Consider the following 23,807-nt stretch of genomic DNA (forward strand, 5'->3'; position numbering starts at 1 on the left):
GCCCGAATGACTTCCTGTCAACGAGCGGCGAACTGTTCTTCTTCGGTCGAACCCGCCAACGCGAGCGTGGCGCTCGACGGGTTCAGTGCCGTGGCGATCAGGTCGAAGTAGCCGGTGCCGACCTCCTGCTGGTGGCGGGTGGCGGTGTAGCCGTCGGGTTCGGATGCGAACTCGGCTTCTTGCAGCTCGACGTACGCGCTCATCTGCCGCTGCGAGTAGTCGCGGGCGAGCGTGAACATCGAATGGTTCAGGGCGTGGAATCCGGCCAGCGTGATGAACTGGAACGCGTATCCCATCGCTGCGAGCTCCCGCTGGAACGAGGCGATGGTGTCGTCGTCCAGGTGGCGCTTCCAGTTGAACGACGGCGAGCAGTTGTATGCCAGCCGCTTGTTCGGGAAGTCCTGGTGGATGCGCTCGGCGAATCGTCGCGCAAGCTCCAGGTCGGGCTCTGAGCTTTCGACCCAGAGTAGATCGGCGTACGGCGCGTACGCCAGGCCGCGCGCGATCACCGGGTCGATCCCGTTGCGCACCTCGTAGAACCCCTCGGCCGTGCGCGTGCCCGTGAGGAACTCGCGGTCGCGCTCGTCGTGATCGCTCGTGAGCAGCGTCGCCGCGAGCGAGTCCGTGCGGGCGACGATGACGGTCGGCACACCGGCCACGTCGGCGGCCAGACGCGCGGCGTTCAGGGTGCGGATGTGCTGCGACGTCGGCACGAGCACCTTGCCGCCCATGTGTCCGCACTTCTTCTCGCTGGCCAGCTGGTCCTCCCAGTGCACACCCGCCGCGCCGGCCTCGATCATGGAGCGCATCAGCTCGTACGCGTTCAGCGGTCCGCCGAAGCCGGCCTCGGCATCCGCCACGATCGGCGCCATCCAGTCGATGCTCTCGCCCGCCGACTTCGTCGAAGCCGAGCCGGAGGTCGAGTCGATCTGGTCGGCACGCAGGAGCGCGTTGTTGATGCGTCGCACCACGGCGGGCACCGAGTTGGCCGGGTAGAGGCTCTGGTCCGGATAGGTCTGGCCGGACAGGTTCGCGTCGGCCGCGACCTGCCATCCGGAGAGGTAGATGGCGTCCAGGCCCGCACGCACCTGCTGCACGGCCTGGTTGCCAGTCAGTGCGCCGAGCGCGGCGACCCACTGCGGGTCGTCGATCGGCTCGCCGGCCCGAGGGACCTCGGTGCGCTGCAGCTGCTCCCACAGGCGCTCCGCACCTCGTCGGGCGAGAGTGTGCTCCTCGCCGACACGACCGCGCAGCGCGACGACGTCCTCGGCCGTGTAGTCCCTGCGCACGTCGTCCCAGCGCGGGTCGGCGCCCCACTCGAGCTCCAGCTCGACGGCGGTCTGGCGCCGGTCGCCTGGGCGCACCGACGTGGTGCGGGAGCTGTTCTGCTCGGTCATGGTGTTCTCCTGCCGCTCGTTCTCGGGTCGTTGCCTCAACACTGCGGGCGGCATGGCCCGCCGGTACCGGATTCGGAAGAAGAAGGTGCCGCCGACTTCTGAGCCCCGGAAAATCCCGGGCTCCTCCCCCGATCGCAGAAGAACGCCGATTCTTCTGCTTGACGTCGGGCTTCCGCTCAGGATGACGGTGGAAACATCGGTGCATGATCACCGCGGATCGCAGGCGCGCGAACTCCCCCGTCGCCGCTCCCCAGCACGGCTCGGGCAGGTCGGGAGCAGCCGTGTCTCCTGCCCTGGATCGCGTCGCCGGCCAGCGCAGCGAGCAGCACGCGGGCGACGAGCACGGCAGCGACGAGCTGGATGCCCTCACGCTCGGCCGCCGGATCCGCGAGCGCCGCCAGCACCTCGGCCTCACCCTCGACCAGCTGGCCGGCGCTGTGGACCGGGCGCCCTCGCAGGTGTCCATGATCGAGAACGGCAAGCGCGAGCCGCGGCTGACGATGCTGCGATCCATAGCAGCCGCACTGCAGACATCCGTCGACGAGTTGATGCGACCCGATGCCCCCACCGAGCGCGCAGCCCTCGAGATCGCGGTGGAGCGCGCCGTGCGGGGACCGGTGTTCGCCTCTTTGGGCTTGCCCGGCATCCGCGCGTCAAAGGGAATGAGCGACGACGTTCTGAGGACGCTGCTCGGCTTGCACAGCGAGATCGAGCGGTTGCACCGCGAACGTGCATCGACGCCCGAGGAGGCACGACGGGCGAACGCGGAGCTGCGCCGCGAGATGCGCGACCGCGACAACTACTACCCGGAGCTCGAACGGCAGGCAACAGAGCTCCTCGCCGCGGCAGGCCACACCGGCGGTCCGGTGTCGCAGCAGACCGTCAGCGACATCGCCGGGCGCCTCGGCTTCACCCTGCACTACGTGGGCGACCTGCCGTACGCGACGAGATCGGTGACCGACAAGCGCAACCACCGCATCTACCTGCCGGTGCAGCAGTCGTCGTCGCGGGACTCCCGCTCGCCCGTGCTCCAAGCACTGGCGAGTCAGGTGCTCGGCCACGACGAACCGCGCAGCTACGCCGACTTCCTGCGCCAGCGCGTGGAGACCAATTACCTCACGGCCGCGATCCTGCTGCCCGAGAAGGATGCCGTCTGCCTGCTCTCCGAGGCGAAGAACCTCCGCCGCATCTCCATGGAAGACCTGCGCGACGCGTTCGCGGTATCGTACGAAACCGCGGCGCACCGCTTCACCAACCTGGCGACCACGCGACTCGGGATCCCGGTGCACTTCATGAAGGTGCACGAGTCGGGCACCATCATCAAGGCGTACGAGAACGATTCCGTACGCTTCCCGTCGGATGCGACCGGTGCCGTGGAGGGCACGACGGTGTGCCGCAACTGGACGGCGCGCACCGTGTTCGAGGCATCCGACCGGTTCAGCCCGTGGTACCAGTACACGGACACCCCGACCGGCACGTATTGGTGCACCTCCCGCATCGAGAAGGCGAAGGAGGGCGAGTACTCGGTGAGCGTCGGCGTGCCGTTCGCGCACGTCGGCTGGTTCCGCGGACGGGAGACGACCAACCGTGCCCGGTCCCTGTGCCCGGACGAGTCGTGCTGCCGCACGGCGCCGCCCGAACTCGCCGAGACCTGGGCCGCGCACGCCTGGCCGGCGGCCCGCACGCCCACCTCGCTCCTTGCGGCGCTGCCGACCGGGAGCTTCCCCGGTGTGGACGAGACCGAGGTGTACGAGTTCCTGCAGGCGCACGCGCCGACGCGCCCCTAGGGTGGAAGCGGATGCCGTGACCTGCGCACGAAGCCGGCCGGAGGCATCCGCATCGCACGACGACGTGGCGGACCATGCCGCGACGTCGCCGCAGCCGGAGAAAGGACTCCCATGAGCGATTACGCCGTGGTCGACCCCGCGACAGGCGAGACCGTCCAGGAATACCCGACCATCACCGACGACGAGTTGGGCCAGGCGATCGGACGAGCGGACGCCGCCTACCGCGGCTGGGGCCGCACCTCGACGCCCGCGGAACGCGCCGCGCTCATCCGTCGGGTCGGCGACCTGCACGAGCAGCGGCGCGACGAACTCGCCGCGATCATCGTGCGCGAGATGGGCAAGCCGATCGAGCAGGCGTACGGCGAAGTGGACTTCGCCGCCGACATTTACCGGTACTACGCGGATGTCTCGCCCAAGGTCCTCGAAGACGAGCCCATCGAGTTGCTCGCAGGCTCGGGCAGCGCCGTCATCCGCCGCAGTCCGCTGGGCGTGCTGCTCGGGATCATGCCGTGGAACTTCCCGTACTACCAGGTGGCGCGGTTCGCCGGACCGAACCTCATCATCGGCAACAGCATCCTGCTGAAGCATGCTCCGCAGTGCCCGGAGTCCGCTCTCGCCATCGAACGGATCTTCCGCGACGCCGGACTCCCCGACGGCGCGTACGTCAACATCTTCGCCACGAACGTCCAGGTCGAGCGACTCATCGCGGATCCGCGCCTGCAGGGTGTCTCGCTCACCGGGTCAGAGCGCGCAGGCGCCGCCGTCGCGGAGATCGCCGGCCGCAATCTCAAGAAGGTCGTGCTCGAGCTGGGCGGATCCGACCCGTTCATCGTGCTGTCCGCCGACGACCTCGACAAGGTCGCGGAGGATGCCGCCGCCGCCCGTCTCGACAACAGCGGCCAGTCCTGCAACGCAGCCAAGCGGTTCATCGTGGTGGACGACCTGTACGAGCCGTTCGTCGCCAAGCTGACGGCGAAACTCGCCGAATCCCAGCCGAGCGACCCGAAACGCGAGGATTCGAAGCTCGGGCCCCTGTCGTCCGCCGCCGCGGCGGATCGGCTGCAGGATCAGCTCGACCGGGCGGTCGCATCCGGTGCAACGTTGCACTCCACCGGCGACCGCAACGGCAACTTCTTCGCTCCGATCGTGCTCACCGACATCGGTGCGGACAACCCCGTGCGCCGCGAGGAATTCTTCGGGCCCGTCGCATCGGTGTATCGAGCGGCAGACGAAGACGAGGCGATCACGATCGCGAACGACATCCCGTTCGGCCTCGGCTCGTACGTGTACACGACGGATCCCGAGCAGGCCCAGCGCGTGGCCGATCGCATCGAAGCCGGCATGGTGTTCGTGAACCTCGTGCTCGCGGACGGCGTCGAACTCCCGTTCGGCGGCGTCAAGCGGTCCGGCACCGGCCGCGAGCTCGGGCGCCTCGGCGCTGACGAGTTCGTGAACAAGAAGTTGATCCGCATCGGCTGAACGGCGCGTCGCTCTCGGCGCACAGTGGGCGCCGTACACCGCTCAGGCCCGCACCGGCCGTAGCAGGATCAGCCACGACTGATAGTGCTCGAGCACCGTCCCGCCCAGCTGCCGGACGGCGTCGCCCGCTTGCGCCGCCTCATCCGCCGACCAGTCGCTGAAGGTGCCGAACAAGAGCTCGACTCGGTGGGCATCCAGGTCGATGCTCCAGCGGTATGAGGTCGCCCGCTCCACCTTGAACCTTCCGTCACGGGTCAGGCGCTCGATGGTGGCGTCCAGGCTCTCGGCATCCGGGTGCCGCTGGTTCGCCTCGCTCCGCCCATCCGGCTGCGGTGCGCGCCGTCGCACGATCGCCTCGACTCGGTCACGGAACGGGGTCGGCACGTCAGGGTCGCCGAACACGTTGCGCCACGCGGCGAACGTCCCGTTCGGGGCCAGGGCCCGCTCGACCATCGGCAGCACGACGTCGAGGTCGAACCAGTGCACGGCGGTCGCGGCGACGACCAGGTCGAACGAGGCATCCGGAAGGTCGAGGTCTTCGGAGCGCGAAACCAGGACGGATGCCGCGGGGTAGCGCATCCGCAGCCGCTCGGCGAGCCGCTCGCCGGGCTCCACGGCGGTCACGTGGAGCCCGGCATCCAGTAGCGGGCCGGTCGCCAGCCCCGTGCCGGCACCCAAGTCCAGGGCGCGCAGCCCCGGTCTCAGCAGCCCGTTGCCGCGCAACGTCTCCCAGAGCTCGTGCGGATACGGCGGCCGTGCACTCTCGTAATCGTCGACGCGCCCGTCGAAGTGCATCGGGTCGGTCACGCGCCGTCGATCTCCCGCACCCTCAGCTCGATGAGATCGTCCACCACCTCGGCCGGCAGCGGATGGTCCACGCTGAAGCGGATCGTGCCGCTGGAGAGCGAGAATCCCGGCAGGCGGTCCGCCACCTGCCCGACGACGGTTCCGCTGAACGGATAGACGGCCAGGTGAGTCTTGGCCTGCATCGTCGACAGCAGCCCCTTGCCGCGGTAGAGCAACGCCGGCATGCCGTAGCTGCGGCCTTCGACGGCGTCGGGCACGAGTTCCAGTGCCCGACGCCGCATGCCGTCGAACAGCTCGCGCACGTCGGCGGGCAGCGTCGCGTAGTACTCGGTCACATCCCCCATGCGCGCCAGCCTACGGGGGCATGGCCGGACGGGACCGTGATCACGAAGCGAAGACGAGCCCGTGGTCCTCGGCGTACACGTCGCGGCATCCCGTGGCGCAGAACGCCACGAGGGTGTCGTGATCATCGAGCGTCACGGCGCCATCACCCACGCGCACGTGCATGCCGCAGACCGGGTCGACGTAGACGCCGTCGCCGAGCGACTGCTCGCCGGGCACGACGACTTCCTCGGTCAAGTAGCGCACGATGTCCGTACTGCTGGACGGACGCCCGCCCATTCCGATGCTGCCCTCGGCGACGCCGAACACATTGATCCAGACCTTCGGTTCCGCGCCGAGGTCGACCTGCGGCGCCCGCGACGCGATCGCGGCGCGGACCGCGCCGATCGTGCGTCGCGAGAGGTCGTCCAGCCAGACCTCGGGCACCGTGACGTTCACGACCAGCGGCCACGGCTGTGCTGCCGGTCGTGCATCGACTCCGGTGCGCCACGTCTGTACGGGGACGAAGTACACCTGCGTGATGCCGCCGGCTCTCTCGAGGGCCGCGGGCGGAGCATCCGGTTCCACGAGCAGGTTCTCGAGGATGGCCTCCGCGATCGCCTCGCGGTCGCGCTCGTCGAGCGCCCCTTGGGGGTACTGGATCTCGAACAGGTTCATCAGGTGTCCTTTCGCAATAACTCTGACTACGTCGTCAGAATTACGCGAGAGTGTTACCTTGTCAATCGTGTCAGATTTATCCGAGGGCGCCGCCCGCACGGCCTCCGCTGAAACCCATCGACGAGCGGATGCCGTGCGCAGCCGGTCCTCGATCCTCGAGTCCGCCGCGCGCCGGCTCGCCCTCGATCCGACCGCAGGCGTCGAGCAGATCGCCGCGGCGGCAGGGGTGACCCGGCAGACGGTCTACGCCCATTTCGGCACGCGTGACAGGCTCATCGAGAAGACGCTCGACGACGCCACCGAGCGGATGATCGCCCTGTTCGATCGGGCAGCGCTCGAACAGCTTCCGGCACCGGAAGCGCTCGTGGCCCTCGTGCACATCGCGTTCACGTCGCGGGATCCGTTCGCGCAGTTCCTTTTCGCCATGGGTTCGGATCCGTCCCGCGCGGGCGACCGTCGACGCCATGAGCCCGTGTTCGACCGTCTGGACATCATCGTGCGGCGCGGACAGGCGGACGGATCCCTCGATCCGTCACTTCCTGCCGTTTGGATCCGATCCGCAACAGTGGCGCTCGCTCACGCCACGGCCGAGGCTGTGGCCGCAAGGGCGATACCGAGGGCACGGGCCGAAACCGCGCTGACCGACGGACTGAAGCGACTGTTCCGGCCATGACGCCCGAGCAGCAGCACCGCAGACACGAGGGGCCGGCCCCGAAGGACCGGCCCCTGGTGCGCTAGGCGACCTCGTTGGTCAGTGTCTGCCGAGAGCCATCTGGTGGGCGAGATCGAACGAGATCGCACCCATCCCCGTGACGTCGTCGTAGCCCTTCGTGACCTTCAACGACGTGTCGGTGTTGAGGGTCATCAGGAACGAGCGGCCGCTCGTCTTGCTCGTGTACACCACGGCCACCGGCGAGGACGGCGGCTGCACGTCGCGGAATGCCGACGGTGCCAGACGGTTCAAGCCGTACAACGTCGGGTTCGCGAACCCGATCGTCGTGTGGGTGAGCTGCTGCGCAAGTGCGATCTGCGCCGCCGTGAGCGGGGTCGCCAGCGAGGTTCCGCCATACGTCTCGTTCACGTACGGGCCGGTCTCCAGCGTCGAGTCGTCGACGATCGGCTGGAAGCCGATCTCGAACCCGGTGTACGGATCGGCCAGGGCGCCGAGATCCGGTGAGACGCGGTGCCCCTTCGCGAGCGAGTCAGGAACGACGCCCTTCTGGTAGTCGGGTTCGGCGTTCACAGCGCTCACGCCGCCACCGGCGCCGCCGGCGAACAGCGACCCCGGCACGGGGTCGGTGTACTGGAGGTTGCCTGCGGCATCCTTCACGATCACATCGCCCTGCACACCCCAGCCGACCTCCACGGCCAGTTTGCCATTCCGGTCGATACCCATCGAGGTGCCCCCGACCGAGGTGACGTAGGGCGACGACGCCGGGAAGTCCGGAGACGCGTACCCGAGCGTGGCAGCCTCGTCACCATTGTCGCCGCTGGAGAAGTACAGACCGACACCCTCGGCCGCTGCCTGCAGGTGGATGTTCTGCTCTCCCGTGATCACGTCGGCCGGAACGTCCTCACCGACGTTCCCGTAGCTGTTGCTCACGATGTTGGCGAGCTTCTTGTCGAGGATGGTCGACATTGCGAGGTCGAGACCACCGCCGCAGTTGTTGCCGCCGACGTAGAGCACGTTCGCCTTCGGCGCGATGGCGTGAACCGATTCGACGTCGAGCGTCTGCTCGGTCTGCCATCCGCTGGGCTCCTGGCACAGTTCCTGATCGGTGAACTGGCTCGGATCGGGCACGATCTGCGAGTACTGACCCTTCGCCATCGCGGGCTCGCCGTTCTGTGCGGAGTACTGGTTGACATCGGAGAGGATGCTCGGCGATGCGTAGGCGTCGATGATCGCGACCGTCTGTCCAGAGCCGTTCACTCCGAGCTTCGACCAGGTGTCGAGGCCGTAGGCGGAGCGGAGCTGGCTGGGCACGTACCCGCAGATGTTCGTCGGATACTGCGTCTGCCCGTTGTACGCCGGCGGCACTGTCACCGTGTTCTGTCCCCAGTAGGTCGAGCACGGTGCGTTGACGGTCGGCGTCGCAGCGGCGAACGATCGAGCCTGAGGCGCGGCGGTACTCGTCGAGGCCGGGATGTCGCCCTGCTGAATCGAGTCGGGCCGCGTCAGCGTGCGCGACTGGTCGAGGCTGACCGCGCTCACGGTTGCCCCGACCTCCGCAGGCAGCGACGGCGCTGTCGACGGCGCGATCAGCTGGCGACCACTGTGCTCGTACGAGTGCAGGGTCGTGTCGAAGGCGGCGTTCAACTGGTCAGGCGTTCCGCGGAACACGACATAGAGCCGGCTGGCCGGTGTTCCGGTGATGGTCAATCCCTGCGACTGCAGGTACGCGACCGCCGACTTGTAGTCCTTCTGCGTCGGCGAGTACGTGTTGATCCACTGATTCGGGTTGAGCCAGTGCCGATACTGCCGATTGCCCGGAGTGGAGACCGCGATGGCCAGCTTCGCCGCGCCCTGCGCATCCCGGAGATTGAGGTAGAGCTCGCCTTCGACAGTGGTGTCGGCGGCCGGTGCTCCCGCGTCATTGGCGCTCGTCGCCCACGCGGGCACCGAGCCCGCGTAGTCGACTCGTGTCGTCGCCTGTGCCGCAGGCATTCCTACGGCGGACAGTGCCACGATGCACGCCGCCGCGGAGAGTATGGCCGTCGTACGCCTTGTGAGCGCCGCCCGGCCGACTCGTATAGTCATCCGATCGATTCCCTTCGATTCGCTCGCGCGCCACCCCTCGGACACGCGTGATTCGAACGCTATGCCCGCACACATGACCCTCACAAGAGGGACATTGAAACGGACCCGCAAAATGCTCATCGAAGGGTCTCGGCCGGCATCTTCCGGTGCGAACGCGCTGCATAGCGGATCGAATCGAGGCGACGGAAGCCCCCCGTCGGATTCCGCTCGGGCGCCTCCTGAGTCGCTAGCCTGGCGAAACCCCGCAGACATCGCCCCCCGATGCTCCCGAGCGGGGCCGCCCGATCAGACCCCACTGGTCGGGCCCCTACCGAAAGGCGGACATGTTCACCTTGTCTTGGCTTCTCCTCATCGCGATCGTCGCAGGCGCACTCGGCGTGATCGACGGCATTTGGCGGGTGCGCGGGCGCGGGGCCTCCGTGCTCGGCATCATCGAGATCATCGTCGCGGCGCTCTTCCTGCTCTCGCTCTTCCTGCCCGGCATTCCGTTCGGTTCGCTCACGCTGGCGATCGTGCTGCTGATCGTTCTGATCGTCGGGCTGATCATGGGTCGATTGAACTTCGCAGTCGCGATCATCTCGCTCGTGCTCACCGCACTGTGGATCGTGCTGAGCCTGCACTGGATCATGATCGTCGGCGTCAACGCCTGATCCCGCGCCCGAGACACGCGCGCGGATACGACGAGGCCCCACCCGGACGAACCGGGTGGGGCCTCGTCAGTGCGCCGTGCGTACCGGCGGCGATCCACTCGCCACCGAACCGAAACGTGCGCTCAGCTGACTGCGTGCACGTGGCCGAAGACCGCCGTGCGAGTCGACTCAGATCGCGTTGACGTCCAGCGGGATGCCGGGGCCGAACGTGGTCGACACGGCGCCCTTCTGGATGTAGCGGCCCTTTGCCGCTGACGGCTTGAGGCGCACGACCTCGTCCAACGCGGTCTTCAGGTTCTCCTGGAGCTGCTCCGGGCTGAATCCGGCCTTGCCGACGACGAAGTGCACGTTGGCGTGCTTGTCGACGCGGAACTCGATCTTTCCGCCCTTGATGTCGGACACGGCCTTGGCCACATCCGGCGTCACGGTGCCGGTCTTCGGGTTCGGCATGAGACCGCGGGGGCCGAGCACCTTACCGAGACGACCGACCTTGCCCATGAGCTCGGGGGTGGAGACCGCGGAGTCGAAGTCGGTGTAACCGGCAGCGACCTTCTCGATCAGCTCGTCGCCACCGACCTCGTCAGCACCGGCCGCGATGGCGGCTTCGGCTGCGGGGCCCGTCGCGAAGACGATGACGCGGGCGGTCTTGCCCGTACCGTGCGGCAGGATGACGGTGCCGCGCACCATCTGGTCCGCCTTGCGGGGGTCGACGCCGAGCTTGAGTGCGACCTCGACGGTCGAGTCGAACTTCGCCGAACCGGTCTCGCGTGCGAGCGCAACGGCTTCGTCGGGGCTGTAGAACTTGCCGTCTTCGATCTTGGCGGCTGCGGCCCGGTAGGCCTTGGACTTCTGTGCCATTTTCTGACCTACCTTTCCTACTCGACCGTGATGCCCATGGAGCGGGCGGTGCCGGCGATGATCTTGGATGCCGCGTCGAGGTCGTTCGCGTTGAGGTCGACCATCTTCGCCTCGGCGATCTCACGAACCTGGGCTGCGGTCAGCTTGCCCACCTTGGTGGCGTGCGGAACGCCGGATCCCTTGGCCACGCCCGCGGCCTTCTTGATGAGCTCAGCAGCCGGCGGGGTCTTCAGAACGAACGTGAACGAGCGGTCCTCGTACACGGTGATCTCCACCGGGATGACGTTGCCGCGCTGCGACTCGGTCGCGGCGTTGTACGCCTTGCAGAACTCCATGATGTTGACGCCGTGCTGACCCAGCGCCGGGCCGATCGGCGGGGCGGGGTTGGCGGCGCCGGCCTTGATCTGAAGCTTGATCAGACCTGTGACCTTCTTCTTCGGTGCCATGTGCTTTCCTTTCCTCGAGCGGATGCCTGCGGCTTCCGCTCTCCCACGGTCCCGGCCTTTCCGGGGCGTGGTGAGATCTGTGCTGGCGCACAAACCACACAATCTTACCTGATCGGAATGTCAGCGCCGACCAGCCAACCGTCCTCGGCCGGCAGCATCCGCACACCGCTTCCGGAACCGCCCGTCCACCCGGCCACCCGGTCCATCCGGCCACCCAGTCCGCCCGGCCACCCAGTCCGGCCGGCCGCCCGGGCCGCCCAATCCACCCGGCCGCCCGGTCCACCCGTCCACCGGGTCCGCCCAGCCGCCTGTCCGCCCGGCCACTGTGTCCGCCCGGCCGCCCCCGCCTGCCGTTTTCAGGACATGTACGGGGATGTCCAGCCAGGGAGAACATCCCCGTACATGTCCTGAAAACGGACGCCCGCGAGGCGAGGCGAGCTGCCGGCGACGGATGACGAAGGGGCTGCCCACCGTGTGGTGGGCAGCCCCTTCGTGCGGAGTCTCTTACGGTGACGCCTGCTACTGCTTGGTGACCTGGTCGAAGCTGAGCTCGACGGGCGTTTCGCGCTCGAAGAGGGAGACGAGGACGGTGAGCTTGCCGCTCTCCGGCTTGATCTCGCTGATCGAGCCAGGCAGACCCGCGAACGAGCCTTCCTTGATCGTGATGGTCTCGCCGAACTCGAAGTCCACCTCGATGGGCGCGACGCGGGTCGCGGCCTTCGCGCCCTTGCCTGCGGCAGCCTTGCCCGCGGGTGCCGGCTCGACCTGCACCAGGGACTTGAGCATGTTGAACGCCTCGTCGAAGCGCAGCGGCGTCGGGTTGTGCGCGTTGCCCACGAATCCGGTGACGCCCGGGGTGTGGCGCACGACGGACCAGCTGTCCTCGTTGAGGTCCATGCGCACCAGCACGTAGCCGGGGATGCGCACGCGGTTGACCATCTTGCGCTGGCCGTTCTTGATCTCGACGACGTCTTCCATCGGCACCTCGACCTGGAAGATGTAGTCCTCCATGCCCATGGTGGTGGTGCGGTTCGCGAGGTTCTGCTTCACGCGACGCTCGAATCCGGCGTACGAGTGGATGACGTACCACTTGCCAGGCAGGTAGCGCAGCTCACGCTTGAACTCGTCGTACGGGTCGACCTCGACGTCTTCGGCTTCGCCGGAATCCTCGGCGGATGCCTCGCCCTCGGCGGAATCCCCGTCGACCTCTTCTTCGTCTTCGATCGCCTCGAATGCGGCCTCAGCCTCGTCGGCGTCGTCGATCTCGAGTGCTTCGTCCACGGCGGCGTCGGCCTCGGGATCGGCGGTTTCCGCGATGGCGTCGAGCACGGCATCCAGGTCGATCTCGTTGCCGTCGGCATCGGTCACGTGCAGCGCCTCGCGCTCGGCGGCATCCACTGACTTCTCCTCGGCTGCCAACTCGTTGCCCTCCTGGGCTTCGTCGTCTCCCGCGGCCTGTTCGGCAGCGGTCGCCCAATCGACGTCGTCGCGCTCTCGTTCAGACACTTGTTCGATCCCTATCCATTCCTGTTGTTGCGCGGTACGGCCCGCGCCGCCGACTCATCTCAGGCCCCGTCGCAACGCGACTCGCACCCCCGCCGGCCTGTCGGCTGTCAGGAGCCAGAGGTTCCGAAGACGAGGATGACGAGCCACGAGAAGAGCTGATCGAGTCCGTACACGATCGCCATCATGATGATCACGAAGACCAGCACGACGCCCGTGTAGCTGAACAGCTCCTTGCGAGTCGGCGTGACCACCTTGCGGAGTTCGCCGAACACCTGCCGGATGAACAGCGCGATCCGAGAGAAGGGGTTGCGCTTGGCATCCCGCTCCTTCTTGGCGTTCGCGACGACATCCTCGCTGGGCTCGTCGATGACTTTTCGGGCCACCTCATACCTTTCGTGGGTCGGAGCCACAGCACCGACTTGCAGGGCGGACAGGACTCGAACCTGCAACCTGCGGTTTTGGAGACCGCTGCTCTACCAATTGAGCCACCGCCCTTCGGCGAAGAAATCTTGACGGTCCCACCCTGGGTGAACGCTGGATCGGTGACCGGCGGACTCGGGGAGGGGCGTCGTCACCAGTCCTTTTCGCGTCCAATAAAAAGGGCGCAAAAAAGCTTGGCTGACTTCAACAACCTCGGTCAAGTGTAGGCGAGCCGTGCCGGGTTGTGCAAAGCCGCGCGTCCACGGTGGTTGCACCGCCCGGTCACGGCGAACCCGCGGCGCCGACCGCCATCACCAAGGGGGCCGTGCACCGAGGCGCCGTCGGACCTGGAAGCGATGCGCGGCATCACAGCAGCCGGCGGGCGAGCGCCCAGGCCGTGAGCTCATGGCGGGACGAGAGCTGCAGCTTGCGCAGCACGGCCGACACGTGGGTCTCGACGGTTTTGACCGAGATGAACAGCTCGCCGGCGACTTCCTTGTAGGCGTATCCGCGGGCGATCAGCCGCATCACCTCGCGCTCCCTGGCGGTGAGCCGGTCGAGTTCGTCGACGCTCTCCGCCTGCTCTCCGGATGCCGCACCGAACGCATCCAGCACGAACCCGGCCAGCCGAGGCGAGAAGACGGCGTCGCCTCCAGCGACCGCGTGCACGGCGCGCGTGACGTCGGCGCCGGAGCTGCCCTTGGTGATGTATCCGCGAGCGCCTGCGCGGATCACCGCGACCACGTCCTCTGCGGAGTCCGAGACGCTGAGCGCGAGGAACCGCGTTGCCGGAACCTGGGGCGCGGCGCGGCGGACGACCTCGGCGCCGCCTCCGCCTGATCCGCCTGGCAGGTGAACGTCGAGCAGCACGACGTCGGGGTGCAGGGTGGTGACGGTGGAGACGGCGGAGTCGACGGCATCCGCCTCACCGATCACCCGGATCCCGTCACCCAGGTCGGCCCGCAGTCCGGAGCGGAAGATCGAGTGGTCGTCGACGATGACGACCGTCACGCTGGCCGCCGGATCGGCAGCATCGGCGGGTTCTGCCGCGACGCTGTCGTCGGATCCGGCCGCCATCCGCTGGTCGGGTGACGTGTCGTCTCCGCTCCCGCTCACGCGCGCTCCTCCCCGTAGTCGTAGTGCAGTCGCACCTCTGTGCCCTCGCCCTCTGCGGTGCGCACGGATGCCGTTCCGCCCGCGCGGCGCATCCGCCCCAGGATCGACTCTCGCACCCCCATGCGGTCTGCGGGAACGCCGTCGAGCGAGAATCCGGGACCGCGGTCGCGCACGAAGACGTCGAGAGACGTCGCCGTGCTCTCGATGTAGACGCTGACGTCGCCGCCGGCGTGGCGTGCGGCGTTGGCCATCGCTTCCCTCGCCGCGGCAGCCACCTCACCGCTCGACCGCTCGCTCGTCTCCCCCACCGCGACGATGTCGAAGCGCACGGGGTAGTCCAGTTCCAGGGCAGCGGCGACGTCGCGCAGATCGCTGACGAGGTCGCTGTCGGCGCGTGCCTCGCCCGAGTACAGCCACTCCCGCAGCTCGCGCTCCTGAGCCCTCGCCAGCCGCGCCACCTCGCTCGATGCCCCGGCCCGCGTCTGGATGAGCGCCAGAGTCTGCAGCACCGAGTCGTGCAAGTGGGCCGCCATCTCGGCGCGCTCCTCCTCGCGCACGCGCTTGGTCCGCTCGGCGATGAGCTCTCGCCAGAGCCGGAGCGCCCACGGTCCTGCGAGGACCGCGACGCCGGCCAGGAGTGCGGCCACGAACAGGAGCCAGGCCCATCCGGGCGCTGCACTGCCCCACGCGAAGGGGCCGAGGAATCCGACCGCGACGAGCACGGCGCCGCTCGACACCCTGAGCCACCGCGCGGCGGTCGGCGTGCGTGGCGCCTGTGCGTCAACGAGCTGGTCCCAGACGACCGCTGCCGCGCCGAAGACGATCGCGCCCATGATCGCGGGAAGCAGCGTCGCCGAACCGACGTCGCCCGCACGGTACGCGCCACCCAACCCGAACACGATGAGCGCGAACACCACGGCGAGCGCCACCAGCACCCAGGGCACTGAGACGCGACGGTGCACGATGCCGTGCGTGCCATCCGGCTCGGGCTCGAGGGGCGTGAGCGCCCACAGCCATCCGTAGAGCAGGATGCCCGCCCCGCCGCACAGCGCCAGTCCCACCGCGAGCCAACGGGTGGCCGTCACGCCCCATCCGAGGTGGCGCGCTGTGGCGATGCACACCCCGCCGAGCACGCTGTCCCTAGGGCGCATCAACGGAGGCCGCGCAAGCGCACCGGGTCCGCCCGCACCGCGCGCGCCCGGATCCGACCCGCCGGGATCGGGCGCGGAACGGGACAGAGGGGACATACAGGCATCCAATCATCCGAGGGTCGCGGCCGACGCCCTCCGTGGCGGATCTCAGGGACGGATCAGGGGTATCCCCGATCGCGCCGAGCCAGCGCGATCCGGCACGATCGAGGTATGTCGGATCACAGCAGCACCCCATCACCCTCCCCGGATGCCAAGCCGGCGTCCGGCGGGAACTCCGATCGCTTCTTCGGCTGGCTCCGCAGCCTCGGCATCGCACGTGGCAACGGGTGGATCGGCGGAGTCTGCGGCGGCATCGCGGCGCGGCTGGGCATCGATCCGCTCATCGTGCGCGGCATCGCCGTCGTCATCGCCGTTCTCGGCGGGCCTGCGCTTCTCGTGTATGCGGCCGCCTGGCTCATGCTGCCGGACCGGCAGGGCGAGATTCATCTGGAACGGCTGATCAGAGGTCATTTCGAACCGGCCATGGTCGGCATCATCGTGATCGCCCTGTTCGCCTTCCTGCCCTTCTCGCAGGGCTTCTGGTGGACCGGCGCCCAGTTCTGGACCGGGTTCTCCTGGTTCGCGACCCTCGGTCGAGCACTGTGGGGTCTGCTGATCATCGGTCTCATCGTCGCCTTCATCGTGTGGGCGGTGCGCAACGGTCGCGTCCCGCCCGCCTCGCCCCAGCAGGCGTACGGCCCTGCCGGCGGCAGCCGGGCCGGATACGGAACGGCTCAGAACTCGTGGTCCGCCCCCGCCCCGACGAACGGTGCCGCGGCGACGGATGCCGCGGCCGCGGCGGGCGCCGCTGCGACGGCGGGGACAGCTGCTGGACACTTCGCTTCATCGACTTCACTGACGGATGCCGGCGGCGGCGCCACGGATTCGGGTTCCGCAGACGCCGCCCCGGCATCGACCCAGCAGGGCGCGCCGCAGGGCACCACGGACATGGCCGACTGGCGCGCCCGACAGGATGCCTGGCGTGCCGACTACGCTGCGTGGACAGCCCAGCAGGAGGATGCCAGGGCGATCCGCGAGCAGCGCTCGGCCGAACTGCGTGCACAGGCCGCGGTGCTGACGGCGGAGGCGGACGAGGCGCGTCGCCGGAGACGAGCGGCGAATCCCCGCACGAGCGCTGCTTACGTCTTCATCGTGCTCGGGCTGGCACTCATCGGCGGCGGCGTCGCGGGTGCCGTCGCACTGGCGGGCTCCGGTGCCGCATACGCGCTGCCGATCGGCATCGCCGGCGCTGCAGCGGTGACCGGCGTCGGAATCGTGACGGCGGGCATCCTGCGCAGGCGAAGCGGGTTCCTCTCGTTCGTCTCGATCGTTCTCGTGCTGCTCGCAATCGGGACGGCGCTGCCGCCACGGGGCGGCGGGCTCGTGTGGCCGGCCGTTTCGTACACGGATGACGCCTCCGTTCACATCTACCAGCCGGTCGGGGCGACGCAGTTGCGCTACGAGTCCACGGGCTCGTACGTCGCCGACGTGACGCAGTCGGCCGGCGAAGTCACGGTCCTCGTGACAGGAGACGTCACTGCACGGATCACCGTCGTTCAGCACACGCCTGGCAGCGACATCGACGCGTACACGGTCCCGATCGGCGGCAACGGCTCGAACTCCCTTCAGGCCTCGAACTCCGATCCGTCGACCGGCACGCACACGTACGTGCTCGGCGACGGTCCGGCACAGGCGAACGTGCACATCGATCAGGGCGCAGGCAACGTCACCATCCGGTACCTGCCGGCCTCGAACTGATCCCTCCGGAAACCGCGCGACGCGCTCAGCACCGCCGATCCCGCCGGCGCCGGCGGGCACGATGACTTCACGAAAGGACGACCGATGTCCGACTCCACACGACCAAGCTCCTCCGATGACGCCGGCGACAGCACCGCCTCGGCGGCTCCGCTCGGCTTCGGCGACACCGATGAGAACCCCACCCTCCCGACGGTTCCATTGACCTCCCGCTCGACGTCGGGGTCGTCGGGCTCAGGCGGTCACGCGAACCAGGATGCCGACACCGAACGCCTCGGCACGGCGCCGCACGTGCCGCCGACGGAATCCACGCCGGTCGGTGGAGCGCAGAGCATCGGGACGCCACGGTCCGTGGACGACTCGGCGACCGGGGAGTCCACCATCCCGATGGACACCCTGTTCGGCACGGGCTCCGTCGCGGACGCTGTCCCCCCGGCCCGCCCCCGCGTGCGTTCGGGCGCCATCGCGTGGGGACTGATCGTCATCCTCGCCTCGGCAGCGCTCATCGCCCTGACCGCGGTCCCGGCAGCTGCGCGCTGGTTCGAAGCATGGGCCAATTCGCTCACGCCCGCAGGACTCGCCATCGTGGCGGTCGTCGTCGTCGGAGCGTTCGTGCTTCTGCTCGCCGGACTCTCCGCCATCCGCGGCGCGCAGCGACGCGCAGCCGAGCGAGGCCGCTGAGGCTCAGTCCGCTGGTCAGTCCGTTCCCCCAGTAGCGCGTGCTGACACTGGTTGAGCCAGCGCTGCTGGTAGCCAGTTCGGCGCAGCACAGCGCCCGTGCGTTCGACACCCCTGCGAGGGTGCAGAGGACGCCCTTCGAAATCCAACGAAGGACGTTTTCTGCGCTACTCGACGGGAGGAGGGGCGAACGACTTACAGCTCGAGACCCACCAGCACCGGTTCCGGGTGCAGCAGCACTCCGAACTCGGACTGCACACGCGACTGCACGTAAGACGCCAGCTGCGCGACCTCCAGAGCGGATGCTCCACCGCGGTTCGTGATCGCGAGCGTGTGCTTGTTCGAAATGGCCGCGCGCGAGCCCGGCAACCCGAAGCCTCTGGAAATTCCGGCGTGCTCGATGAGCCACGCAGCGCTGAGCTTCACGCCCGCGGATTCCGAGCGGGTGCGGCGCCGCTCCCTGTCGGCCGCGGCATCCGCCAGGATGCCCACCGCTGTGCTCTCCTCCGCCGTCGAGCCGTCGAGCCGTGCCACGAGATCCGGTTCCTCTTCGGCGAGCGGCCAGCGGGGCGCGTCCGAGGGAAGAGTGCGCGCGAAGTGCATCGAGACGATCGGGTTGGTGAAGAACGAACCGGCGCTCACGGAGTCCGGATCGTCGGGATCCAGCACCATGCCCTTCGACGCCCGCAGCGACAGCACCGTGCGACGGATCTCGCCCAACGACACCTGCATGCCCACTTCGACGGCGAGGGCGTTCGCCAGCTGCGCATACGCGATCGGCTCGGCAAGTGCTGCACCGACCTCCGGCCGCTGCGTCAGCTCCAGCTCGACGGCGATCACCACGCCCTCGAGGCCCCGCTTGAGCACCGAGGTGCGGTACCCGAGTTCGAGGTCGGATGCTGTCATACGGCGAACGTCGCCGGTCGCGGCATCGAGGAAGTCGACAGCGACGAGCACGGAGCTGAGCTCCTGCCCGTAGGCGCCGATGTTCTGCACCGGAGCCGCGCCGACGCTGCCGGGGATGCCGGACAGCGCTTCGATCCCCGCCCAGCGGTTGCGGCCGGCGAGAGCGACGAGACCGTCCCAGCTCTCTCCCGCCTGCACGCGAAGGCGAACGGCATCCGGACCGGATCCGCCCGGCACACGCTCGACGCCACGCGTCACTATGCGCACCACCGTGCCGTCGAAGCCGTCATCGTTGACGACGGTGTTGGATCCGCCGCCGAGCAACAACACGGGCTCGCCGCTCGCATACGCGTCGGCGGCGAGCGCAATCAGTTCCTGCTCGTCCGTCGCGGTCAGGAGGTTCGCGGCCGGCCCGCCGACACGCATGGTCGTCAGCTCGGCGAACGTCGGTGCCTCGGTCATGCTGAGGCTTCCCTCCGCCCACGAACGATGAACGCGCTACAACTGCCGGGCGTCACGCGAGCGACACCCAGGCCTGGGCCTTGCCGAGCACGGTCTGTCCGCCGAACGTGACGGTCAAATCCACGCGCACCTTGGCGTTGTCCGCGTCGAGAGCGCCCACCTTCGCCACGACAGAGACGGTCGCGCCGTCGTTGCGGTCCACGACGACCGGGCGCGTGAAGCGCACCTGGTAGTCGACGACCCGCGCGGGGTCACCCACCCAGTCGACGACCGTCTGCACGGCGATTCCCATGGTGAGCATCCCGTGGGCGAGCACGCCTGGGAGCCCGACGAACTCGGCGACGTCGTCGCGGTAGTGAATGGGATTGAAGTCTCCGGATGCTCCGGCATAGCGCACGAGCGAGCCCCGCTCGAGCAGATGCTCGGCGCTGGCCACCTCGTCGCCGACGGCGAACTCGGAAACGTCGGGGGTGTTCGGCATCAGTCGTCTCCTCGCACGACGAGGGACGACGTGGCGGTCACCACGTGCTCGCCTGCAGCGTCATGGATGGCAGTGGCAGCGGTGACCATCGCGTTCCCGCCCAGCAGCTTCACCGACGTGACGGTGAGCTGCGCGGTCAGTTCGTCTCCCGCCACGACCGGCCTGGAGTACTCGAAGCGCTGGTCGCCGTGCACCACTCGGGCGAAGTCGATGCCGGCATCCCCATCCGCGAGCAGTTGGGCGAGCGCCTGCTCCTGCACGACGACCGGGAACGTCGGCGGCGCGACGACGTCGGCGTGTCCGGCGGCGCGCGCTGCCTCCGGATCGAAGTTGATCGGGTTCGTCGCGAACACGGCCCTGGCGAACTCCCGCACCTTCTCCCTTCCGACCAGGTACGGAGGCGTCGGCGGGTACGTCCGCCCTTGAATCTCGGGGTTCACAGGCACGCGTTTCATTCTACGGATGCCGCACCCGGCCCCACTTGCCGCCCCGTCCGCAAGTGCTCCGGCGGCAGTCCCACCGGCCGCACCGCCCCGTTCGCGTCTGTTCACCTGTGCCGGACGCCCCATTCATGGACGCGCCACGCCCGCGATCGAGCCTGGATCCCGACACCCGCATGCGCACCACTCTCCGGGAGGACCGCCGTGGCGAACCTCACCCGTCGTTCGATACTTCTCGGCAGCGTCGCCACCCTCGCACTCGTCGGCTTCGGAGTCGGAGACGTCTCCCGCAGCCGGGACCGCGCGCTCGCCCTCTCGCTGTCGCGTGCTCTCATGCCGCGGGGAACCACGCTGGAGTCGGCGTCCGCGCCCCTCGGGTCGGGTGCGTACCGGCGGCTCGGCACCGGCGCCGGTGTGCCACTGGTGGTGCGCACGGAGCTGTGCCCGGCGATCGCAGGACGCGACGACCGCCGCGAGGGCGTCGGCGTCTTCGCGCAGCTCACCGACCTGCACATCGTCGACGCGCAGTCGCCCATGCGATTCGAATCCTTCGTCGACGTCGACAAGGCGGCCTTCAGACCCCAGGAAGCGCTCGGGACGCACGGTGCGGCGCAACTGATCCGACGCATCGACGACCTCGATGGCGGACCGTTCACCGGACGTCCGCTCGATTGCGCCGTGACAACCGGGGACAACACGGACAACGGGGAATCGATCGAGCTCCAGTGGTTCCTCGCCCTGATGAACGGCGGCGAGCTCACCGCCAACACAGGTCACGCCCGGGACTGGGAAGGGGTGCAGAACGCCGACGATCCGCGGTTCTACCGCCCGTCGATCGACGACCGCGACGTGTACAAGACTGCCGGGTTCCCGGTCATCGAGCGGATGCTCTCGGCCGCCATCCAGCCGCACACGAGCCCCGGCCTGACGATGCCCTGGTACACCGTGTTCGGTAACCACGACGACTCGATCGGCGGCACCGTGCCCCTGTCGTGGTCGGCGCTCGAGAGTGCCTACACGGGATCCGTGAAGTTCACCGGGTTCGCCGACGATCGCGGCAACAAGGCGGTGCGCGACGCGTTCAGCTCACGCACTGCTCTGCCGCCGGATGCCGCATCCGCCCTCGACCGGCACTGGACCGTCACCGCCGACGATCGGCGAGCGCCCTTCACTCCGACGCAGTTCATGGCCGCGCACCTGCTGGCGGATGCCGTTGGCCCCGGCCCCGCCGGACACGGATTCACGCCTGAGGCGCTCGCACAGCACCGCTCCTGGTACTCGTTCCCGATCTCGGACGACGTTCTCGGCATCGCCCTGGACTCGACGAACGCCGCCGGCTTCACGCACGGATCGCTGGGTGAAGCGCAGTTCCGCTGGCTGGAGACGGAGCTCGTGAAGGCATCCGATCGCTACGTCGTGGTGTTCAGCCACCACCCGAGCGGTTCGATGGACAATCTGCGACCGGATCCGAGGTCTCCGCACGAGACGCGACACACGGGAGCCGAGGTGCTCTCCCTGCTCGGGCGTCATCCGAATGTCGTCGCGTGGGTGAACGGCCACACGCATGCGAACCGGATCACCGCGCACACCGGGTCCACGCCACGGCACGCGTTCTGGGAGATCACGACGGCCTCGCACATCGACTTCCCTCAACAGGCCCGTGTCATCGAGGTGTGCCGCAACGGAGACGGGACTCTCTCGATCTTCACCACGCTCGTCGAGTCGGCTGCTCCCCACCGAGCGCCCTACGACGACGGGAGTCAGTCCGCGCTGGCATCGCTCTATCGCGAACTCGCGTTCAACGACCTCGGGTCGGCGAGCGGAGGAGCGGCGCGCCGAGCCGGGTCGAATACGGATCGCAACACGGAACTGCTGCTGAAGGATCCGCTGGCCTGACGTCCGGAGCTTCCGCCCTCGCCTCATCACACAACGAAGAAGCCCCCGACCGAAAGGCCGGAGGCTTCTTCGCAGCTCTGCTACTGCTGTGCGTCTAGCGCCTGCAGACCGTGTCTACTGGCAGCTGTCGCACTGCAGAAGGTCCATCGGGTCGACGGGAACTGCGTAGCCGCCGACGGTGTCGTTTTCGTAGTCCATGATGACCTCCCCTGAATATTCGACCGGAACGGAATTCGCCCGATACTCCACTCCGCGATTCGGGTGCGGAAACCGGCCCCCCAATGACTCCGGCCCAATGTTCCGTGCGGTGTTCACCCACTATATAACGTGAATCACACGATTGTCATTCCACTAGATGTTGTGTTTGGAGAGTTTTTCGTCCTCAATCACGACGGTAGCCGCAACCCCCGACATTCCGCGGTTGGCACCTCCTCTGCACGCCCGATTCAGACGGTCCGCAGGTCGTATTTCGGCGTGTCGCCGATCCGCACGGCGTGTTGCCCCGATGCCCTCGGATCGACTGACCAGGACCGCTGAAGCAGACCGATTCGGCGGGCCTGCGACCATGGAACGCACGTGGTGCCCCAAAATGGGGGCCATGACGGTGCTGTCCCTTTTCAGTCTTCGGGGTGGCTTGTAGCGTCAACGAAGGTTCGCAAAAAGGAGTCCGTACGTGGATCGCACCGAGGCACTGCCGCCGCGGAGACTCCTGCGCCTGCTGCTCTGCGGGCTCGGGGTCGCCGGTGGGCTCGTGCTGCTCGGTCTCGCGTTCGGGGCGCTCTCCGCTTCAGCAGACGAGCCGGGCGGATCGCCGACTCCCTCTGCGCCGACGTCCACGTCGTCGAATGCCGGACTGCTCGGCACCCTGGGATCCGTGGTCGGAACGGTCACCGCGCCCGTCGCCGAAACCGTCGGTGCCGTGACCTCGACGGCGACCTCAGCGGTCGCTCCCGTGGTGCAGGCGCTTCCTGCGCCCGTACGGCACGTCGTGCAGCCCGTGACGGATGCCGTCACCACCGTCACGTCGTCTGTCTCCGTCACGCAGACCCTCGCGCCCGTCACAAGTGCCGTCGACCAGCTGGTGAACGCGGTCCCGGTCGTGGGGCCAACGCTCGGCTCCACCCTGGGATCCGTCTCCGGAGTCACCGCACCGGTGACCGGCACGATCGACACCTCCCTTGGCGATATCGCATCTACGACCGGTGACGTGTTCGGTCCGCCGTCCTCCTCGACCGCTCCGCCCGACTCCGTCGGAGCCACTCTCGGCGCCGCGGACGGCAGCTCGACGCCGGCCGCGGTCGCTGCCACGAGCACGTCCGGTCAGCTCTCCTCCGGGTTCGATCGGGCGCCCGCTTCTGCGCTGCTGGGATCCGCCGCGTCGTCCGGCGGCGTCGGCATCGACACGGGAGGCCAAGGCGTTCCGTGGCCGGCGGGCGATTCATCCGTTCCTCCCTCGGGGAGCAGTGCGTCCGGATTCGGCGCGCGCACCGGGGGTACGTCTGGCGGCTCGGCCGTCGCCGGGCTCCCGGAGCTCGTGGCCTCTGACGGCAACGGTGGCGCTCTGGGCGCCGCGCCTGGCGACGACAGGCTTCCCTCGACGCCGACTTTCGACACCGACTCCTCACCCGACTGAGCTGGTCAGCTCCGTCGTTCCCAGGTGCGGCATCCACCGCGATGCCCTGCGCCCGACCGGCGGAAGACGGGACCGAAGTCTCCCCGCTTCGTGGGGTGCGCCCGCGCCTGAAAACGGATGCCCACCGGCATCGGTCGCGGCAC

22 protein-coding genes and 1 tRNA gene are annotated in these 23,807 nt (G+C 68.4%); 8 read left to right on the forward strand and 15 right to left on the reverse strand.

The window, feature by feature from the left end; all coding sequences use genetic code 11:
• Nucleotides 1-17 precede the first annotated feature (17 nt).
• Nucleotides 18-1,397, reverse strand: coding sequence for an isocitrate lyase (gene aceA / locus HII28_RS18915; RefSeq protein ID WP_170027414.1), 1,380 nt, complete (start codon nucleotides 1,395-1,397; stop codon nucleotides 18-20).
• A gap of 203 nt (nucleotides 1,398-1,600) precedes the next feature.
• Here aceA and HII28_RS18920 point away from each other — a divergent pair, with 203 nt between their 5' ends.
• Nucleotides 1,601-3,184 (forward strand): helix-turn-helix domain-containing protein, encoded by a 1,584-nt coding sequence (locus tag HII28_RS18920; protein WP_170027415.1) that lies wholly within the window; start codon nucleotides 1,601-1,603, stop codon nucleotides 3,182-3,184.
• Between the two features lie 111 nt (nucleotides 3,185-3,295).
• Nucleotides 3,296-4,663, forward strand: coding sequence for an NAD-dependent succinate-semialdehyde dehydrogenase (locus HII28_RS18925; protein WP_170027416.1), 1,368 nt, complete (start codon nucleotides 3,296-3,298; stop codon nucleotides 4,661-4,663).
• 42 nt (nucleotides 4,664-4,705) lie between these two features.
• Here HII28_RS18925 and HII28_RS18930 read toward each other — a convergent pair whose 3' ends face one another.
• The 3 genes from HII28_RS18930 to HII28_RS18940 are packed head-to-tail and all read right to left on the reverse strand — an operon-like array spanning nucleotide 4,706 to nucleotide 6,469.
• Nucleotides 4,706-5,470, reverse strand: coding sequence for a class I SAM-dependent methyltransferase (locus HII28_RS18930; protein WP_170027417.1), 765 nt, complete (start codon nucleotides 5,468-5,470; stop codon nucleotides 4,706-4,708).
• Nucleotides 5,467-5,814: a DUF1801 domain-containing protein gene (locus HII28_RS18935; protein ID WP_170027418.1), complete on the reverse strand. Its 348-nt coding sequence runs from the start codon at nucleotides 5,812-5,814 to the stop codon at nucleotides 5,467-5,469. Before HII28_RS18935 ends, HII28_RS18930 begins: the two co-directional genes overlap by 4 nt.
• Before the next feature lie 40 nt (nucleotides 5,815-5,854).
• Entirely contained in the window at nucleotides 5,855-6,469 is a 615-nt protein-coding gene (locus tag HII28_RS18940) for a hypothetical protein (RefSeq protein ID WP_170027419.1), read from the reverse strand.
• A 67-nt stretch (nucleotides 6,470-6,536) separates the two neighbouring features.
• Between HII28_RS18940 and HII28_RS18945 the strand changes: the two genes are divergently transcribed.
• Nucleotides 6,537-7,142 (forward strand): TetR/AcrR family transcriptional regulator, encoded by a 606-nt coding sequence (locus tag HII28_RS18945; RefSeq protein WP_170027420.1) that lies wholly within the window; start codon nucleotides 6,537-6,539, stop codon nucleotides 7,140-7,142.
• Between the two features lie 78 nt (nucleotides 7,143-7,220).
• Here HII28_RS18945 and HII28_RS18950 read toward each other — a convergent pair whose 3' ends face one another.
• Nucleotides 7,221-9,227 carry a S53 family peptidase gene (locus HII28_RS18950; protein WP_240978395.1) on the reverse strand — a complete coding sequence of 669 codons (2,007 nt, stop codon included), beginning with the start codon at nucleotides 9,225-9,227 and terminating at the stop codon, nucleotides 7,221-7,223.
• A gap of 323 nt (nucleotides 9,228-9,550) precedes the next feature.
• On the opposite strand from HII28_RS18950, the gene HII28_RS18955 reads away from it, so the two are divergent.
• Entirely contained in the window at nucleotides 9,551-9,877 is a 327-nt protein-coding gene (locus HII28_RS18955; protein WP_170027421.1) for a hypothetical protein, read from the forward strand.
• A 168-nt stretch (nucleotides 9,878-10,045) separates the two neighbouring features.
• On the opposite strand, the gene rplA is transcribed toward HII28_RS18955, so the two are convergent.
• The 7 genes from rplA to HII28_RS18990 all read right to left on the reverse strand — a co-directional run bounded on the left by rplA (nucleotide 10,046) and on the right by HII28_RS18990 (nucleotide 15,374).
• The gene (rplA, locus tag HII28_RS18960; protein ID WP_170027422.1) at nucleotides 10,046-10,735 is read right to left on the reverse strand and encodes a 50S ribosomal protein L1; all 690 of its coding nucleotides are present in this window, start codon (nucleotides 10,733-10,735) and stop codon (nucleotides 10,046-10,048) included.
• Nucleotides 10,736-10,752: 17 nt separating this feature from the next.
• Nucleotides 10,753-11,181 carry a 50S ribosomal protein L11 gene (rplK, locus tag HII28_RS18965; RefSeq protein ID WP_170027423.1) on the reverse strand — a complete coding sequence of 143 codons (429 nt, stop codon included), beginning with the start codon at nucleotides 11,179-11,181 and terminating at the stop codon, nucleotides 10,753-10,755.
• Between the two features lie 519 nt (nucleotides 11,182-11,700).
• Entirely contained in the window at nucleotides 11,701-12,687 is a 987-nt protein-coding gene (gene nusG, locus HII28_RS18970; RefSeq protein WP_170027424.1) for a transcription termination/antitermination protein NusG, read from the reverse strand.
• A 107-nt stretch (nucleotides 12,688-12,794) separates the two neighbouring features.
• Nucleotides 12,795-13,070, reverse strand: a complete 276-nt coding sequence (gene secE, locus HII28_RS18975) for a preprotein translocase subunit SecE (RefSeq protein WP_170027425.1) — start codon at nucleotides 13,068-13,070, stop codon at nucleotides 12,795-12,797.
• Nucleotides 13,071-13,109: 39 nt separating this feature from the next.
• Nucleotides 13,110-13,182 (reverse strand) — tRNA-Trp (locus HII28_RS18980).
• A gap of 291 nt (nucleotides 13,183-13,473) precedes the next feature.
• Nucleotides 13,474-14,184 (reverse strand): response regulator transcription factor, encoded by a 711-nt coding sequence (locus tag HII28_RS18985; RefSeq protein ID WP_170027524.1) that lies wholly within the window; start codon nucleotides 14,182-14,184, stop codon nucleotides 13,474-13,476.
• 35 nt (nucleotides 14,185-14,219) lie between these two features.
• Nucleotides 14,220-15,374, reverse strand: a complete 1,155-nt coding sequence (locus HII28_RS18990) for a PspC domain-containing protein (RefSeq protein WP_240978419.1) — start codon at nucleotides 15,372-15,374, stop codon at nucleotides 14,220-14,222.
• A gap of 210 nt (nucleotides 15,375-15,584) precedes the next feature.
• Between HII28_RS18990 and HII28_RS18995 the strand changes: the two genes are divergently transcribed.
• Together HII28_RS18995 and HII28_RS19000 are read left to right on the forward strand one after the other, a co-directional pair.
• Nucleotides 15,585-17,171, forward strand: a complete 1,587-nt coding sequence (locus HII28_RS18995; RefSeq protein WP_170027427.1) for a PspC domain-containing protein — start codon at nucleotides 15,585-15,587, stop codon at nucleotides 17,169-17,171.
• Between the two features lie 84 nt (nucleotides 17,172-17,255).
• Entirely contained in the window at nucleotides 17,256-17,849 is a 594-nt protein-coding gene (locus tag HII28_RS19000) for a hypothetical protein (RefSeq protein WP_170027428.1), read from the forward strand.
• Between the two features lie 192 nt (nucleotides 17,850-18,041).
• Here HII28_RS19000 and HII28_RS19005 read toward each other — a convergent pair whose 3' ends face one another.
• Genes HII28_RS19005 through HII28_RS19015 form a run of 3 tightly spaced genes read right to left on the reverse strand, consistent with a single transcriptional unit; the run spans nucleotide 18,042 to nucleotide 20,141 of the window.
• Nucleotides 18,042-19,214 (reverse strand): UDP-N-acetylmuramate dehydrogenase, encoded by a 1,173-nt coding sequence (locus HII28_RS19005; protein ID WP_170027429.1) that lies wholly within the window; start codon nucleotides 19,212-19,214, stop codon nucleotides 18,042-18,044.
• Nucleotides 19,215-19,266: 52 nt separating this feature from the next.
• Nucleotides 19,267-19,695: a MaoC family dehydratase gene (locus HII28_RS19010; protein WP_170027430.1), complete on the reverse strand. Its 429-nt coding sequence runs from the start codon at nucleotides 19,693-19,695 to the stop codon at nucleotides 19,267-19,269.
• Nucleotides 19,695-20,141 (reverse strand): MaoC family dehydratase N-terminal domain-containing protein, encoded by a 447-nt coding sequence (locus HII28_RS19015; RefSeq protein ID WP_170027431.1) that lies wholly within the window; start codon nucleotides 20,139-20,141, stop codon nucleotides 19,695-19,697. Before HII28_RS19015 ends, HII28_RS19010 begins: the two co-directional genes overlap by 1 nt.
• Before the next feature lie 198 nt (nucleotides 20,142-20,339).
• Between HII28_RS19015 and HII28_RS19020 the strand changes: the two genes are divergently transcribed.
• Nucleotides 20,340-22,031: a TIGR03767 family metallophosphoesterase gene (locus tag HII28_RS19020; RefSeq protein WP_170027432.1), complete on the forward strand. Its 1,692-nt coding sequence runs from the start codon at nucleotides 20,340-20,342 to the stop codon at nucleotides 22,029-22,031.
• 673 nt (nucleotides 22,032-22,704) lie between these two features.
• Nucleotides 22,705-23,664, forward strand: coding sequence for a hypothetical protein (locus tag HII28_RS19025; RefSeq protein ID WP_170027433.1), 960 nt, complete (start codon nucleotides 22,705-22,707; stop codon nucleotides 23,662-23,664).
• Nucleotides 23,665-23,807 lie beyond the last annotated feature (143 nt).

Source organism: Planctomonas sp. JC2975 (assembly GCF_012985205.1).
In the GTDB taxonomy this organism is placed as follows: domain Bacteria; phylum Actinomycetota; class Actinomycetes; order Actinomycetales; family Microbacteriaceae; genus Humibacter.